At 72.6% G+C, this 14,622-nt stretch carries 12 protein-coding genes; 4 read left to right on the forward strand and 8 right to left on the reverse strand.

The window, feature by feature from the left end; genetic code table 11:
- Positions 1 to 176 precede the first annotated feature (176 nt).
- On the forward strand, positions 177 to 320 hold the full coding sequence (locus ACSMXW_RS16695; protein ID WP_485807355.1) for a hypothetical protein: 144 nt from the start codon (positions 177 to 179) through the stop codon (positions 318 to 320).
- Between the two features lie 34 nt (positions 321 to 354).
- Here the strand turns inward: ACSMXW_RS16695 and ACSMXW_RS16700 are convergent, their stop codons facing one another.
- The 3 genes from ACSMXW_RS16700 to ACSMXW_RS16710 are packed head-to-tail and all read right to left on the reverse strand — an operon-like array spanning position 355 to position 3,768.
- The gene (locus ACSMXW_RS16700) at positions 355 to 951 is read right to left on the reverse strand and encodes a DUF742 domain-containing protein (RefSeq protein ID WP_485807357.1); all 597 of its coding nucleotides are present in this window, start codon (positions 949 to 951) and stop codon (positions 355 to 357) included.
- Positions 952 to 967: 16 nt separating this feature from the next.
- Positions 968 to 1,402, reverse strand: coding sequence for a roadblock/LC7 domain-containing protein (locus tag ACSMXW_RS16705; RefSeq protein ID WP_485807359.1), 435 nt, complete (start codon positions 1,400 to 1,402; stop codon positions 968 to 970).
- Entirely contained in the window at positions 1,399 to 3,768 is a 2,370-nt protein-coding gene (locus tag ACSMXW_RS16710; RefSeq protein ID WP_485807361.1) for a sensor histidine kinase, read from the reverse strand. Before ACSMXW_RS16710 ends, ACSMXW_RS16705 begins: the two co-directional genes overlap by 4 nt.
- Before the next feature lie 818 nt (positions 3,769 to 4,586).
- Between ACSMXW_RS16710 and ACSMXW_RS16715 the strand changes: the two genes are divergently transcribed.
- Both ACSMXW_RS16715 and ACSMXW_RS16720 read left to right on the forward strand, forming a co-directional pair.
- Positions 4,587 to 4,979 (forward strand): DUF485 domain-containing protein, encoded by a 393-nt coding sequence (locus ACSMXW_RS16715; protein ID WP_485807363.1) that lies wholly within the window; start codon positions 4,587 to 4,589, stop codon positions 4,977 to 4,979.
- Positions 4,976 to 6,571: a solute symporter family protein gene (locus ACSMXW_RS16720; RefSeq protein WP_485807365.1), complete on the forward strand. Its 1,596-nt coding sequence runs from the start codon at positions 4,976 to 4,978 to the stop codon at positions 6,569 to 6,571. Before ACSMXW_RS16715 ends, ACSMXW_RS16720 begins: the two co-directional genes overlap by 4 nt.
- Positions 6,572 to 6,682: 111 nt before the next feature.
- Here the strand turns inward: ACSMXW_RS16720 and ACSMXW_RS16725 are convergent, their stop codons facing one another.
- Genes ACSMXW_RS16725 through ACSMXW_RS16740 form a run of 4 tightly spaced genes read right to left on the reverse strand, consistent with a single transcriptional unit; the run spans position 6,683 to position 11,735 of the window.
- Positions 6,683 to 8,473 carry a hypothetical protein gene (locus ACSMXW_RS16725; protein WP_485807366.1) on the reverse strand — a complete coding sequence of 597 codons (1,791 nt, stop codon included), beginning with the start codon at positions 8,471 to 8,473 and terminating at the stop codon, positions 6,683 to 6,685.
- The gene (locus ACSMXW_RS16730; RefSeq protein WP_485807367.1) at positions 8,460 to 9,974 is read right to left on the reverse strand and encodes a hypothetical protein; all 1,515 of its coding nucleotides are present in this window, start codon (positions 9,972 to 9,974) and stop codon (positions 8,460 to 8,462) included. Before ACSMXW_RS16730 ends, ACSMXW_RS16725 begins: the two co-directional genes overlap by 14 nt.
- Complete coding sequence (locus tag ACSMXW_RS16735; RefSeq protein WP_485807368.1) at positions 9,952 to 11,076, reverse strand: hypothetical protein; 1,125 nt, start codon at positions 11,074 to 11,076, stop codon at positions 9,952 to 9,954. The genes ACSMXW_RS16730 and ACSMXW_RS16735 overlap by 23 nt, the downstream gene beginning before the upstream one ends.
- A complete protein-coding gene (locus tag ACSMXW_RS16740) occupies positions 11,073 to 11,735 on the reverse strand; it encodes a hypothetical protein (RefSeq protein WP_485807369.1) in 663 nt (220 codons plus the stop codon). Before ACSMXW_RS16740 ends, ACSMXW_RS16735 begins: the two co-directional genes overlap by 4 nt.
- Before the next feature lie 478 nt (positions 11,736 to 12,213).
- Between ACSMXW_RS16740 and ACSMXW_RS16745 the strand changes: the two genes are divergently transcribed.
- Positions 12,214 to 13,098, forward strand: a complete 885-nt coding sequence (locus ACSMXW_RS16745; RefSeq protein WP_485807371.1) for a 4Fe-4S cluster-binding domain-containing protein — start codon at positions 12,214 to 12,216, stop codon at positions 13,096 to 13,098.
- Between the two features lie 73 nt (positions 13,099 to 13,171).
- Here ACSMXW_RS16745 and ACSMXW_RS16750 read toward each other — a convergent pair whose 3' ends face one another.
- Entirely contained in the window at positions 13,172 to 14,449 is a 1,278-nt protein-coding gene (locus ACSMXW_RS16750; RefSeq protein WP_485807373.1) for a macro domain-containing protein, read from the reverse strand.
- Between the last annotated feature and the right edge of the window lie 173 nt (positions 14,450 to 14,622).

Consider the following 14,622-nt stretch of genomic DNA (forward strand, 5'->3'; position numbering starts at 1 on the left):
CTGCGCCGCCCGCTCCCGCCCCGCCCCACCCCCGCGCGCTCCCAACCCCCGTTCCGCTCACGTTCCTTGACACCGGACCACCCAGGGAACACGCTCCTGAGAGCGCTCTCACACAGAGCGCTCTCAGCGGCGGGCGGCCGTGCGCCGGGTGCCGGAGCGGCTACCACACGTACGCCGTGGAGCTGGACAGGTCGACGTCTGAGGAGCAGATCCGCTGCTACCTGGACGGCCTGAACTACTTCACCCTGAAGGCCGACCAGGTGGACGCCGGTCAGTGGGGCGACTCCCTGTACGAGTTCGAGGTGTACGGGTCCTGGTGACCCCGGCGACGCCCCGAGGGTGAGGACGGGTCCTTCAGAGCTGACGCAGTCCGATCAGCACCCTCTCCATCACCGTGCGGCTCGGGGCGCCGCCGGCGCCGGTCGCCGCCTCGTGCACAACGATCATCCCGCGATCCGCCATGTCACCGAGGAGGACGATGGCCACGCCGAGCGGCATCGCGAGCAGCGCCGCCACCTCGGCCACCGACCTCGGTTCCCGGCACAGCCCGAGCACCGTGCGGTAGGGCTGTGTGACCGCGTCGCTGATCGGTTCGGTAGCGGTGACCAGGGTCTCGACCTCGAAGTTGTGGCGCGACCTGGTCCGGCCGCCCGTCCACACGTAGGCGCGGACGGATGCGGCCGATACCGCCCGGTCGGCGCTCCCGGGTTCCCAGGTGGCCGGCCGGTCGTCCCCCGCGGGCGCCTGCCCGAACGACTCGTCGGCAGGCGCCGGCGAGGGTTCCTCCTTCTCCTGCTGCGCCGTGTCCTGCGGCGTGCCGGGAGCGCCGGACGTCTTCCGCCTGCGTCGCGCGTTGCCGAAACTGAACGCGTTGAGCACGTCGGCGAAGGTCTGTTCGTCGTCCGCGTCCTGATCTCTGCGAGGCCCGGCCTGGCCTCCACCGGTGCTCATGTTCTTCTCGTCCGCGCTACCGGGCGGCACTCTGCCGCGACTGCTGTAGTTCGGCCCGGAGTTCCGGGGTCAGCATCTCGCCGACCTGGTCGACGAGCACGGACATCTCGTAGGCGATCTGGCCTATTTCGCAGTCCGGGGCTGCCAGGGCGACCAGGCACGAGCCGTCTCGGATAGACATCATCAGCATGTTGCCGTGCTCCATCTGGATCACCGTGCTCCGCACGTCTCCGGTGTCGATGCAGCGGGCGGCGCCGTGGATCAGGCTGATGGCACCGGCCGCGATGGTGGAGAGTTGCTCGGCACGCTCGTCTTCCAGCCGGTCTGATGCGGTGAGCAGCAGTCCGTCGGCTGAGATCACCACGACGTGCGCCACGTTGGGAACTCGCTCGGTGAAGTTGGTGACCAGCCATCCGAACTGACTCACCTCCCCGGAGTGGGGTGATGTCATGGCTTCTTCCTGCCCGTCGCCGATGGATTCTGTGTCTGGTCGGGTCGCGCCCGACGGAGGCCCGCCTGGTAGCTGCTGAGGAAGCTGTGGGCGCGGCTGGCGTTCAAGCCCGCGGGTGTCCCGTCCGCGGCGGGGGACCGCTCAGCCCGGGGCGCCGGTGGGGCGGGGGTCGCGGGCGGGGGCCTTCTGGGCAACCCGGCCCGGGTGCGGTCGGCCGGTCCGTCGGGCTCCTGCGCGGCTCGCCCGGCCGGGCGTCGGACAGGCAGGCCGACGGGCTCCCGGGCGGTGCCCTCGTCGGCCGGGGCGGGCCGTGGGGCAGTGCCGACGAACGGCCGCGGCCGGCGCGACGCCGTCTTGCCGTCGTCCATCCGGCCGCCGCTCGCCGGCACCGGAATCCTGGCGGCGGTCGGCCGTTCGGCCATGGTGCCCCGCCGGTCGGTGCGGGCCGGCGCCTGCGCCTGCGCCTTGACCAGCGTGGCCGACAGACGAACCCGGGCCACCAGTCCCCTGCGGCCCGGCTGCGAGCGGAGGTTGACGGCGATGCCGTGCCGATGGGCCAGGCGACCGACCACGTACAGTCCCAGCTGCCGGGACGCGGGCGTGTCCGTGACGGCCTCCGCCGCCACCCGCTGGTTGGCCATGGCCAGGTCGCTCTCGCTCATTCCGATTCCCTCGTCCTGGATCTCGATCAGTATCGAGCCGTCGGACTCCCGGGTACCGCCGATGATCACCTGGGTGTGCGGCGGGGAGAACGCGGTGGCGTTGTCAAGCAGTTCGGCGACGAGCCGCCCCAGGTCACCGGCGGCGTACCCGATCACGTCGACGGGCGGGCTGGGCTGGACGAGCACGCGCTGGTACCGCTCGATCTCGGAGACGGCGGCCCTCAGCACGGTGTCCAGCGCCACACGCTGTTGGGATGGGCGCACCAGCGTGCTGCCGCACAGCACCATCATATTCTCGTTGTTGCGCCGCATACGTGTCGCCAGGTGATCGAGCGTGAAGAGGCTGGCCAGTTGGTCCGGGTCCTCTTCGCGGCGCTCGAGTTGCTCCATCAGCAGCAGCAGGCGGTCCACCAGGCTCTGGCTGCGCCGGGAGAGGTTGACCAGGGTGTTCCTGAGGTCGCCGCGCAGCCGGGCCTGCTCCGCCGCCAGGCGCAGGGCCTGGGAGTGCACCGTGTCGAACGCCCTGGCGAGCTGGCCGAACTCCTCCGTGGTGTGGACCGGTACAACGTCGACGGCGGCGTCCGCCACCTGCCCCTCGCGGATGCTCAGGACCGCGGCGGGCAGCCGGTGCTCCGCCACGTCGAGTGCCGTCGTCCGCAGGACGGTCAGCGACCGCAGCAGATGCCGGCCGATCGCGAGACCGATGGCAAGGGCGAGCAGCAGCACCGCGAAGACGATCACGGACGCCGCGCCTGCGCGGTTGCTCGTCTGGTCCTGCAGCCTGGCCGACGTGGTGAGCAACGTGCGGGTGAGGTCGTCCCCCACCTTGCCGACGAGCATTCCGGTGTGTTCCGAGTCGTGGTTCCACCGCTCGGCCGCGAACGGCAGCGAGGTGGTGGCACCCTGCCGGGCGCCCGCCCCGGAGGCGACGGCCAGCGCGGCGCTCACCGCTCGCGCCCGCCCGCTGACGGCCGGGCCGGTGACCGTCTTCTGGTAGTCGTCCAGTTCCCCGGGGGTGGCCACGGTCCGGAAGTCGCCAAGCGCGTCCCGCAGGCGGACGTCGGACTCCTGTAGGGCCCTGCCGAGCACCGGGGTCATCGAATGGTCCGGGCCGACCGCTTGCAGCAGAATCACGTGCTGGAGGTGGATCTGCTCCTCGGCCGCCTCCAGGTCGTACAACGTGGTCGCCGACCTGGACAGTTGAGTAGCGCTGAGCGGGCTGAAGAGCGCCTGGTCCAGATTGAGCAGCCCCCTGATGATCGTGCTGTAGTCGTTGAGGGCGGTCCAGGAAGAGATGTGGCCGGACGCCACCCGCTCGCGCAGGGCGGGCAGGCGGGTCAGGAGGCCGGCGGCGTCCCGGTAGCGGCTCGCCGCGACGCCCGCGAGGGAGACGTCCTGGTTCCTGGCGTTCATGACAGCGGTCCCGGCGCTGTCGACGCGCCGCGTCTGCTGCCGCAGGGCGGAGGGCTCAAGGGGAACGCTGCCGCTCAGCCGTTCGACGGACATCGTGCGTTCCATCTGCAGGGCTTCCAGCAGGGTCCGCGTCTCGCCGCGCATCGTGACCAGTCGTTGCATGTCCGCGTACGAGTTGGCGCGTGCGACGTCGCCCTGGATCTGGACGACGCCCAGGGCGACGGCGAGCAGCGCCGGCACCATCAGCACCGCCGCCAGCTTCATCAGCAGCCGCCAGTTCCGCCACTGCACGAGCCTGGCCCACCGCGACGGCCCGGCCGGCCGCGGGGCCGCATGCCTCGCCGCGGTCACGAGCCGAGCCCCGCAGTCGGAACAGCTTGCTCACAGGGACCTATCACGGTGCCGTTTCTCCTGGGTTTCCCCTGAACAGGATCTGGAATGCTCGGCAGCAAAAGGCGATGCCAGCGAGATGGCGCGACCACCCGCGGTCACGCACGGTGCGCGAACCCTACGAGCAGGCGACGCACGGCCGGTGGAGAAGCACCTCAAGAGCTAAGCGAAGGTTCAGCCAAGGGATCCCAGCCGGCCGGTCGACACGGGGAGTGCGCCACAGGAAATCCATTGGTGCGCGCCGCCCTCCCCTTCTCTCCCGGCCCGATCCCCCGCCCATAATGTGTCTGCTCGTCACGTACTGGGTAGCGCGGGCGAGTTTAGGGCAGTCGAGGGATCGGTAACAAGCCGCCCCCACTCCACCCCGGGCAGTGACGAGCAATCCCGCACCCGCAGGTTCGCCTTACCCGGCAACCGAACGGGCGGCACCGGGCACGCAAATACCCAAGACGGTAAATACTCAACAAAGAGAAGATCAACCCTCCCTCAACTCATAAGCATCCAAGGCTACACATGGCCGAAGGGGGCAGAACTCGGGGGCACATGAAGAGCCGCGTGTAGATTTTGTGCGCACCATGTGAATGGTGGGGCGTTGTTTGACGGCGCGCGGCACCTCACTACACTCTCCACGGCTCAACGGGCCACGGCTCACACCTTCCCGTCTCTCGCCCCAGGAGCACCCAGTTGGCCGTCCTGCCCGAAAACCCCAGGAGGGGAACGTGTCGAAACCGGTAGGGTCGCCCACCGCCGAAACGTCCGAGCGGCCTGCTGGAGGGGAGTTCATCGGCGCCCGCGACGCAGCCGAGCCTGCCTACCGCGCGATTCAGCAGAGCCCGGAGTTCCTGCGGCTACGCAGACGGCTCCGGCTCTTCGTCTTTCCGATGAGTGCCGCCTTCTTCCTCTGGTACATGGCGTTCGCCGTGCTGTCCGCCTACGCCCACACGTTCATGAGTCACAAGCTGCTCGGCGAAATCAACACCGGCACCGTGCTTGGCCTGATGCAGTTCGCGACAACCATCGCGATCGTCCTCTCGTACCAGCGTTTCGCCCGGAAGAAGCTTGATCCGGAGGTGCAGAGGATCAATGACCTGGCAGGAGCCGGCAAGCAATGACAGCGCAGCTCGCGGCCCCCGCGACCGGTAGTCCCACGCTCAATCTGAGCGTGTTCCTGATATTTGTCGCCATCACCCTGTTCGTCGTCTACAAGGTCACCAACAGAAACCAGACGACGTCCGACTACTACGCCGCCGGCAGCGCCTTCACGGGTTTGCAGAACGGCATCGCGATGTCCGGCGACTTCCTCTCCGCCGCTTCCTTCCTGGGTATTTCCGGGGCGATCGCCGTCCATGGCTACGACGGATTCCTCTACTCCATCGGATGGCTCGTCGCCTGGCTGGTCGCCCTCCTGCTCATCGGTGAGAGACTGCGCAACACCGGGCGGTTCACGATGGGCGACGTGATGGCCTTCCGTATGAAACAGCGCCCGGTGCGGGCCGCGGCGGCCAACGCCACCCTGGTGATCACGCTCTTCTACATGCTCGCCCAGATGGCCGGCGCCGGCGGGCTGATCGCCTTGCTGCTGGACGTGCACACCAGGGGTGGGCAGGCGCTCCTCATCACGGGCGTGGGGATCGTCATGGTCCTCTACGTCCTGGTGGGCGGGATGAAGGGCACCACCTGGGTGCAGATCATCAAGGCCACTCTGCTCCTGGTCTGTGTGACCTTCATCAGCGTCTTCCTCATCGGCAAGTTCGGATTCGACTTCTCCGCGCTCCTGGAACAGGCCACGCAGCACAGCCCGATGGGCCGACGACTGCTTGATCCGGGCAGCTCGTACGGCACGGACGCGACGAGCCAACTCGACTTCGTCTCGCTGGCTCTGTCGCTGGTGCTCGGCATCTCCAGCCTGCCGCACGTGCTGATGCGCTTCTACACCGTGCCCAACGCCAAGGAGGCACGCAGCTCGGTGGTGTGGTGCTCCTGGTCGATGTTCACGTTCTACCTGGGAATCATGGTCGTCGGTTACAGCGCCACGGCTCTGGTCGGTTCCGACGCCATTGTGCACGCCCCGGGCGGGGAGAATTCCGCAGCGCCTCTGCTCGCCTTCCGTATCGGTGGAGTCGTGCTCCTGGGAATCGTCTCGGCGGTGGCCTTCGCGACGATCCTGGCGGTCGTGGCCGGTCTGACCCTGGCCGCCTCGGCTTCCTTTGCGCATGACGTCTACGCCAATGTGATACGACGCGGGAAGGCCGATCCCCGGTCCGAGATCCGGGTCGCCCGCCTCACGGCGATCGTGATCGGATGCCTGGCCATCGCCGGCGGGATCGTGGCCGACGGTCAGAACGTCGCCTTCCTCGTGTCGCTGGCCCTGGCGCTCGCCGCGTCCGCCAACCTGCCGACGATGCTCTACACGCTGTACTGGAAACGCTTCAACACCTCGGGAACGCTGTGGAGCATCTACGGCGGTCTGGCGTCCTGCCTCGTGCTCATCCTCTTCTCGCCGGCGGTCTCGGGAACCTCGACGTCGATCTTCACCAGCGTCGACTTCCACTGGTTCCCGCTCACCAATCCGGGCGTCGTGTCGATTCCGCTCTCCTTCGTGTGCGGATACCTCGGCACCGTGTTCAGCAGGCACCCCGCGGATCCGGACAAGGCCGCGGAGATGGAAGTGCGTGCGCTGACCGGGATCGGTACCCAGCTGTAGCCGACAGCGGCGGGTCACCGGGGGTCGGCCCGCCCCGTCCGATTCACGCGTGCCCACGGACGCACGGAGATCCATCAGAAGCCCCCCGGGTCGCGGTGGGTCCCCGCCGGCTCAGGCCGGTGGGGACCCCGTGGTGTCCGGGCTGGGCGCCGGGGCGGTCACGCGGACGCCGAGGGACTTGAGGCGGTCGAAGTCGGCGGCGTCGATGCGGTCCAGCACGGCGAGCTGGCGTTCGAGGGCGTCGAGCTGGCGGGCGGCGTCGCCGTGCCGGCGCAGCGAGCCGGCCGAGGTGACGTGGAAGCGGGCCAGGGCCACCTTCAGGCTCCGGCTCTCCAGGATCATCTGGTAGATCGTCTCCTCCGCGAGGGCGTCCTGGAGGGAGCGGACCGGGCGGGTGAAGAAGAGGGTGACGATCTGCCCGGCCCCGAGGGCACCGAACAGCGCGGGCACCTGCCACTGGATCCGGCCCGGCAGCAGCACCCCAAGCAGCGACAGGACCAGCGCCGCGACCATCAGCACGGCGCCGAGACCGAGCAGGAACCTGCCGGCGAAGCCGGCCGAGTGCTGGGCCTGTCTGAGACGCCCCGCGGCGCGCACGCGGTAGTCGCGCAGCCTGGCGTCCTCGTAGGAGAGGATGCCCTGCCGGTCCTGGAAGTAGCCGGAGTGGTCCGCGTACTCCGCGTCGCCGCCACGGGTCAGCCGCCGGTCGTCGGCGGGCCGGGAGCCGACGAAACGGGCCAGCTCGGCGAGGCCGTTCATCACCTCGGCACGCAGCACGCGCTCGCAGAAGTCCAGCGCGGACAGGTGCCGGTCCAGGGTCCTGCTCGCGGTCAGCGCGTCGGAGACGACGAGCCTGCGGACGTTGTATCGGGAGCGCAGCGCGGTGAGTGTGAGCTGCACCTTGATGTCGGTGAGCACCCCGACCACCGCGACGTGCGCGCGCTCGTGCCGGCCGTCCGCGAGCAGGTCGTCGAGGAGCACGGACAGCGCGGAGGGGGCGTTCGGGACGGGGCGGCCACCGGTGTGGTGCTGGAGGTCGAAGAGGGAGTTGGAACGGATGTGGTGCACATGCAGCCGCCCGCCACCCAGCACCCGCCCGCCACCCGGGGCTCCCGCGCCGCCCGGGCCACCGGCGCCGCCCGGGCCACCGGCGCCGCCCGGGCCACCGGCGTCTCCCGGATCACCGGGGCGGACCGGGCCACCGGCGTCTCCCCGATCACCGGAGTCGCCCGGATCACCGGGGCGGACCGGTTCGCCGACGCCGTCCGCCCCGCCAGGCTCCCGCGCCCCGTCCGCGTCCACCGCCCTGTCCCCCTCCCCGGGCGCCAGCCACCGCCCGAACCCGTCGATGTACGCCGCGCCCCAGGTGCCCGCCTCGCAGTGCGCGCCGTACTGGCGGCGCTCCACTTCGTAGGACTCACCCGGGACGTGCCAGTCACGGATGTTGACCAGGTGCAGGACGCCGTCCCCCAGGCCGCGCAGCCGGGCGCCCACGGTGGCGTCCAGGAAGCGGGCCAGGGGCGAGCGCTCGAGCCCCGCGGCGGACGGGGTCCTGCGGTGCCCGTCGGCGGGGAGGTCCTCCGCGCTCTCGGGGTCCGCGAGGAACTTCGCCACGGCGGCGTCCGGGAGGGAGAGCCGGCAGTCCAGGTTCAGGAAGAAGTCGTTCTGCAGGCACTGCGTGATCAGGATGTACGTCGTCTCCGGCGCCGCGCCGCCGGCGCCCGCGCCACCGAAGCCGCCACCGGCGCCGGCACCCCCACCGGCGCCCGCACCACCGGAGCCCCCACCGGCGCCGACGCCCCCACCGGCGTCCGCACCACCGCCGGCACCACCGGCGCCGGCGCCACCCCGCGCGCCGGCGCCGGTGCCGAGCCCCTCGGGCCCGCGCTCACGCGCCGTCATACGCCCCGCCCGCCGGCGCGTAGGGCCGCTCGGGCAGCAGAGGCCACCGGCCGGCGAGCCGCATGACCGCCTCGGTCATCGCCGGGTCCTTCGCGGCGCCTGCGATGCCGTCGAGGTAGGCGTGGGCGGCCGCCTCGTACAGGTCGTCGACGGCGTGCAGCCGGGCCTCCTGGGCCGCCTTGCGGTCCGCGAGCCGGGCCGCGAGCGCGTCGTCGGCCTCCCGGGCCTGCGCGGCGAGTGCGGCGTCCGCCGCGATCGCGCGGTCCACCCGGGCGATCCGCCGGCCGATGCCGCGGTACGCGGCCAGGTACGGGTGCTCTTCGGCGAGCCCGAGCAGGAACGCGATGCCGCCGGAGAGCAGCAGCAGCGCCACGAACATCAGCGTGACGCTGTGCGGGTCCAGGTGCAGCGACTCGACGATGCCCTGCGGGTGCCGCACGCTCTCCGGCACGGTGTCCGCGACGTCCGGCGGCAGGGTGGGCGGCGTGGGCTTCTTGAAGACCACCTTGGCGCGCAGCTCGCCCAGCGCCCACGCCCCGTACCCCCAGGCCACCAGCGCCCCCAGCGCGGGGACGGCGGACAGCTTGACGGCGCCGGTCGCGGCACGCCGCCGCAGCACCCGGCCCGTGATGTGCGGGGCGAGGATCATCACCGCGGCGGTGGCGAAGGTGAGGCTGACGGAGAGCAGGTTGGCGAGCGGGCCGATGCCGTGCAGGTTCTCGAAGACGGTGTAGTAGACGGGGAGTTCCACCACGGCGAGGCCCAGCAGGACGATCATCCGGCCCCAGCGGCCCATCGCCGAGGAGGCCGGTTCGCCCTCCCAGGCCGCGCTGGCGCGGGCCGCGGAGGAGACCCGCACGGCTTCCTCGGCGGTCAGGTCGTCGTCCGAGAGGCGCCCGACCGCCTTCGCGGACGCGTCGTCGATGCCGGCGAGCCGCTCGCGCAGCCGTCGGCGCTCGAAGCCCTCCCGCACGGAGTCGCGGAAGTCCTGCCAGCGGTCGGCCCGCTGGGCCACCCGGTCGAGCTGGGCGGCGGTCCGCGCGCGCTGCTCGACCAGCTCGGCGCGCCGGACGGCGGCCTGTTCTCGGCGCTGGTCCGCGGCCGTCGCCTCCGCCCTGATCCGGGAGGCGGCGAGGCGGGCATCCTCGTCGGCGCGCGCGTCCGCCACCACGAGCCGCCGCCTGACGCGGTCGCGCCGGCCGGCCAGCTCGGTGAAGTAGTGCACCTGGTCCCTTCCCGCCAGCACCCAGGGGTCGTACACGCCCCGCGCGGCGGCCTCGGCGCCGTGCCGCCGGGCGCCGGCGAGCAGCGCGTCCCGGTCGGTGGCCCGGATCGCCTCCGGCTCGACGGGTTCGGGCTGCGGCAGGCTCCCGTACGGCGCGCCCCGGGAACCGCGCCGCCCGGGTCCGCGGCCGCGGGTGCGCCCGTCGTCGCCACGGCGGCGGATCCGGAAGGGCAGGGCCTGGCGGTCGTCGCCGCTACCGGTAGTCGGTGTGGACATGCGCCTTGACCCTTTCTTCCAGGAGTTCCTTCCAGAAGGCGTCGAACTGCGGGTAGCGGTGGGCGCTCTCGTACGCCATGCCGTACCCGGTGGGGTAGACGTCGGCGCCGGAGAGGTGCGGTGTGCCGTGGGTGGTCAGGAAGCGGTCGATGACGGTCTTCCGCTTGCCCGCGGTGGTCAGGTCCTTCTCGCCGAGGCGGAAGTCGGTGTCGCCCTGGTCGAAGTCGCTCACCACCAGGACGGCGAACGGCGCGTCACCGGACGGCCTGGCCAGCGCGATCCGGGAGAGGCCGCCGAGCACGTCCGAGCCGGGGTTGCGCTCCTCGGCGCAGTCGAGCAGCCTGCGGGCGGTGGAGAGCGCCACGGCACGCATGCTCACCCGGGTGCTGTCGCGGTCGGCCTCGTCGGGCAGGTCGGGGTCGAGGTCGAGCGTGCTGACCTGGCAGGGCGAGGTCTGCGACACCTTGGTGATGGGCGCGAACGACACCTTGCGGCACTTGTGGTCGGCCAGGAACGGCTGGAGCTTCGCGGTCAGCTTGGCCCGCGAGTCGAACCCCTTCTTCCCCGGCGCCGCCGATCCCGAGCCGTCCACCACCACACCGCAGGCCAGGGTGTACCTGGTGGGCTCGTTGGAGAGCTGCGAGCAGGCGGTGCCGGCTGCGGCGAGCAGCAGGGCCACGGCGGCGGGCAGCAGGCGGGAGACGCGGCCCGGGCCACCCGGACGGGCGCGGCCACCGGTGCGGTTGTGGCCCTGCCTGCGGTTGTGACCCTGCTTGCGGTTCCGGGCCTGGACTTGGTTCCGGACCTGGGCTTGGTTCTGGTCCCGGGCTTGGCTCTGGGCCTGGGCTTGGCTCTGGGCCTGGGCTTGGCTCTGGGCCTGAGCTTGGCTCTGGGCCTGGGCTTGGCTCTCGCTCTGGGCCTGGGCTTGGGCTTGGCTCCGGCTCTGTGCCAGGCCCTGGCTCTGGCCCTGGCTGCGGTTTTCGTCGCTGCCCCCGATGCGGCTGCGGCTCGCCTCGCGGCCCTCGGTGCGGCTGTGGTCCTGGCCGCCGTGGACCCGGCTGCGGCTGTGGTGGACGGTCCGGCCCCGGGCGTTCCTCGTCATCGCGTGTTCTCCTCTCCGCCCCGCTGCCGAAGGTCTCCCTCGCGCTGCTGAAGGATCCGCAGGGCGCGTGACGTGGCCGTCGCGGTCTGCGGGTCGTCGTCCAGGAGCCACGTCACAGGGCGGCGCCAGGAGTCGTCCAGTTCCACCCGGGCGGGCAGCGGCCGGGCCCCCGGGTCCCCGGCGGGCGCCGCGAGCCGCGGGTCCACGGCGCGCAGCGCGTCCCAGTAGCAGGCCAGCAGCTGGTTGCAGTGATCGACGACGGCCTGCGCGCGGGAGCGGCACAGGTCGACGTCGGTGCGCCAGCCGGCCACCCAGTGGCCGTACCGGGCCAGCGCGGCGGGGGCCGGGGAGCGCCGTACGTCGTACTGGGTGACGACCCGCACGGACTCGGCGCGCAGCCGGGCCAGCAGCTCCCGGCGCTGCCCGATCAGCGCGGACCGCATCTGCTGGGTGCTCTGCCGCGCGGTGTCCCACACCTCACGGACGTAGGGAGTGAGCACCAGGTCGGGTACCGGGTCGGTGCCGATGCGGACGGTGAGCGGCGCGTGCGGTATGCCGCCGGCGGCGTCCCGCCTGCCGCGCCGCCTGGCCCGGGCGCGGGCCAGCGGCCCGGCCGTGCCGCGGCGCACCACCCCTCCCACTCTCTCTGCTGCGATCATGACATGCCTTCCCCCATGAATGACGCCCCGTGAATACGGCGGCCGCGGAAGGGAGTTCGTGTTTCCGGCCCGCCGTGCTGGAGAGAGTACGGGAGAACGCCGCGTAATTGCGCCGCGGAAAAGCGGAATTCGGGGCCGCACCGGAAAGCGACCGGCTTTCGACCGGAAGCCGACCGGTTTCCTTTCCCCGCCGCCTACATACTGATATCGCCCACCGGCACGGCCTGCCCGGGCGCCCGGGCGGCACGCGTTCGGCGCGGCGCTCATTCGGCGCGGCGCTCATTCGGCGCGGCGCTCATTCGGCGCGGGCCGTGTTCAGCGCGCGTCGTATGCGGAGCGCGTCGTATGCGGCGGAGTCGCATCGCTGTCCGGCGCGTACGCCGCCGCGTTCGCGCGGTCGCACGCCGGCGGGGTGATGCGGTGCCGTGCGCGGCGCCGGACAGCCGGGAGCGGCAACCGAGGGGAGGGGACGGTTCAGGTGACGGACACACCGGAGGGTACGGCTACGGCGCGGGGGGCGCCCCGCGCGGCGCGGGACGGGGCCTCCGCCCACGCCCGGGACGAGGCACCCACCGGGGCACCGGGTGAGGCACCGGGGACCCCGGGCCAGGCAGGGGACGAGGCGCCGCGCGAGGCCCACGGCAAGACGCCGGACACGCCGCCGCGCGAGGCCCGCGGCAAGACGCCGGACACGCCGCCGGCACAGGTGCTGCGGGTCAGCCAGACGCACTTCCCGCTGCACACCCTCGGCCCCGGCCCCCGGCTGGGCATCTGGGTGCAGGGCTGCGGCCTGGCCTGCCCCGGCTGCATGTCCCGGCACACCTGGGACCCGGCGGGCGGCACCGCGCGCACGGTGCGCTGGCTGCTCGGCCGCTGGGCCGCCGCGCTGGAGGCCGGTGCGGAGGGCCTGACGGTCAGCGGCGGGGAGCCGCTCGACCAGCCGGGCCCGCTGGCGGCCCTGCTCGCGGGCGCCGCCGCCCTGGGCAGGGCCGCGGGACGCGCGCCCGACCTGCTGGTCTACACGGGCTACGAGGAGCAGGAGGTGGCGGCGGACCCGGCGCGGGCGGCGGCCGTCCGGCACGCCGACGCGCTGATCACCGGCCGGTTCCGGGCCGCCGAGCCGACCGCCCTGGCCTGGCGGGGCTCGGCCAACCAGCGCCTGGTGCCGCGTACCGCGCTCGGCCGGGCCCGGTACGCGGCACACCTGGACCGGCGCCCGGCCGGTCCGCGCTTGCAGATGGTGCGGGGGGAAGAGGGCGATGTACGGCTCTACGGGGTGCCGCTGCGCGGGGAACTGGCGGCGGTCGAACGGCGGCTGGCCCGCTCGGGCGTCCGGCTGGCCGCACCGAGCTGGCGGCGGTGAGGTGCCCGGGGTGCCGGGGGTGTCCGCGACCCGGGTGCCAGAGGTGCCCGGGTCGCCCGGGTTCCCCGGGGAGTCACAGGGCGCCGATGGCCTCGGCGACGTCGCGGCTCCTGACCACCAGGTGCACCTGCCAGGAGTCGTCGTGGGCGAGTTCGTCGCGGATCGCCCAGGTCAGCCAGGTGGCGCTGGTGGCGTGCGGCAGTCCGCCGCGGCCGGCGCCGAGCAGCGGGAAGCACAGGGACGACAGGGTGGCGTCGAGGTGACCGCGCTCGGCGCGGGCCAGCGCGAAGCACTCGGCGACCGCGCGGGCCACGGTCTCCGGCTGGACCTGGTAGTCCCAGCCCTGCGGGGTGGCCACGGCGGCGTGGTAGATCCGTTTGACGCCCCGTTCGATCAGCCGCCCGGAGGAGGTGGGCACCACCGTGCCGGGCCGCACCGGGAGCCCGGGTCTGCCGTGCTCGCGCAGCCAGCCGCCCAACTCCCTGGCGAGCACGTCGTCGTGGATCTCCCCCGCCGCGTCGCGGTCCGCGGCGGCCAGCCGCAGGGTGCCGGAGACGGTGGGGTGGAACGTCTTGGACAGCTCCAGGTAGATGTTCTCGGGCGAGACCAGGATGTCGATGTCGCGGAGCAGCTCGATGGGCGACACATGGACCGTGATGGCGCCCAGCTCGCCCACCCGTACGCCGTCGATGTGCAGCGGCGGCTCGTGCGCGGCGGGGTGCAGCCGCGTGCCGGTGCCCGGGCCGGGGCCGGGGCCGGGAACACCGGGACCGCCTGGGCCGCCGGGCCCACCGGGGCCGAGTCCCGCGCCGAGGCCCGCGCCGAGGCCGGTCCCGAGCCCCACGCCGAGCCCGGCGCCGAGGCTCCCGCCCCCGCCGGGGCCCGCGCCCGGCGCGGCGGCGGCACCCGCCGCGGGGCCGGACGCGAGGCCGGCCGGCGGAAAGGGCCGGCGGAGCACCGCGAGCACCGCCTCGGCGAGCTGCTGGATCACCTGCGGCTCCTGCTGTCTGCGGAACCGCTCGGGGCTGACGCCGTAGAGCGCGGCGGCGGCCTTGCGGCGCTCCACCGCGGGGGCGCCCCTGCGGCCCTGCGCCAGGCCGAACGTCTGGGCCGCGGCCCTGCCCAGCAGGTCGTTCTCGCCGAGCCTGCGGACGGCGGCGGCCAGCAGCGCCTCTATGCCGGCGGGTATCGCGTCGGGCCCCTCGCAGAGACCCGCGGCCTGCGCGGCCGCGCGCAGGGCGGGGCGCTCCGTGCTGCGGAGATCGGCGAGCCCGGGTCTGCGCAGGGCTTTGAGCTCGTCAAGAAGCTGATCGTACGTCGGAAGAGCTAAAGAGGACGGCTCCTGACTCATGCGCACCAAGATAGCGGCCGGTCGAACGGTGCGGAATGTGGCCGGTTCCGGCGGGTGCGGACGCGCCAATTCCGGGTGTCCACGGTTTCCCCCGGGGTGGTACGGGATTTATCAGAAGGACGGCAGTGACGGATATGAATTCAAGGGCGCCGAACGCTCATACGAGAGTCGAA

The sequence above is a fragment of the Streptomyces sp. DSM 116793 genome (assembly GCF_057320905.1).

Coding starts and splice junctions, on each gene's coding strand:
- ACSMXW_RS16700 (WP_485807357.1), bottom strand. CDS start 951: ATGAGCACCGGTGGAGGCCAGGCCGGGCCTCGCAGAGATCAGGACGCG.
- ACSMXW_RS16705 (WP_485807359.1), bottom strand. CDS start 1,402: ATGACATCACCCCACTCCGGGGAGGTGAGTCAGTTCGGATGGCTGGTC.
- ACSMXW_RS16720 (WP_485807365.1), top strand. CDS start 4,976: ATGACAGCGCAGCTCGCGGCCCCCGCGACCGGTAGTCCCACGCTCAAT.
- ACSMXW_RS16725 (WP_485807366.1), bottom strand. CDS start 8,473: ATGACGGCGCGTGAGCGCGGGCCCGAGGGGCTCGGCACCGGCGCCGGC.
- ACSMXW_RS16730 (WP_485807367.1), bottom strand. CDS start 9,974: ATGTCCACACCGACTACCGGTAGCGGCGACGACCGCCAGGCCCTGCCC.
- ACSMXW_RS16735 (WP_485807368.1), bottom strand. CDS start 11,076: ATGACGAGGAACGCCCGGGGCCGGACCGTCCACCACAGCCGCAGCCGG.
- ACSMXW_RS16740 (WP_485807369.1), bottom strand. CDS start 11,735: ATGATCGCAGCAGAGAGAGTGGGAGGGGTGGTGCGCCGCGGCACGGCC.
- ACSMXW_RS16750 (WP_485807373.1), bottom strand. CDS start 14,449: ATGAGTCAGGAGCCGTCCTCTTTAGCTCTTCCGACGTACGATCAGCTT.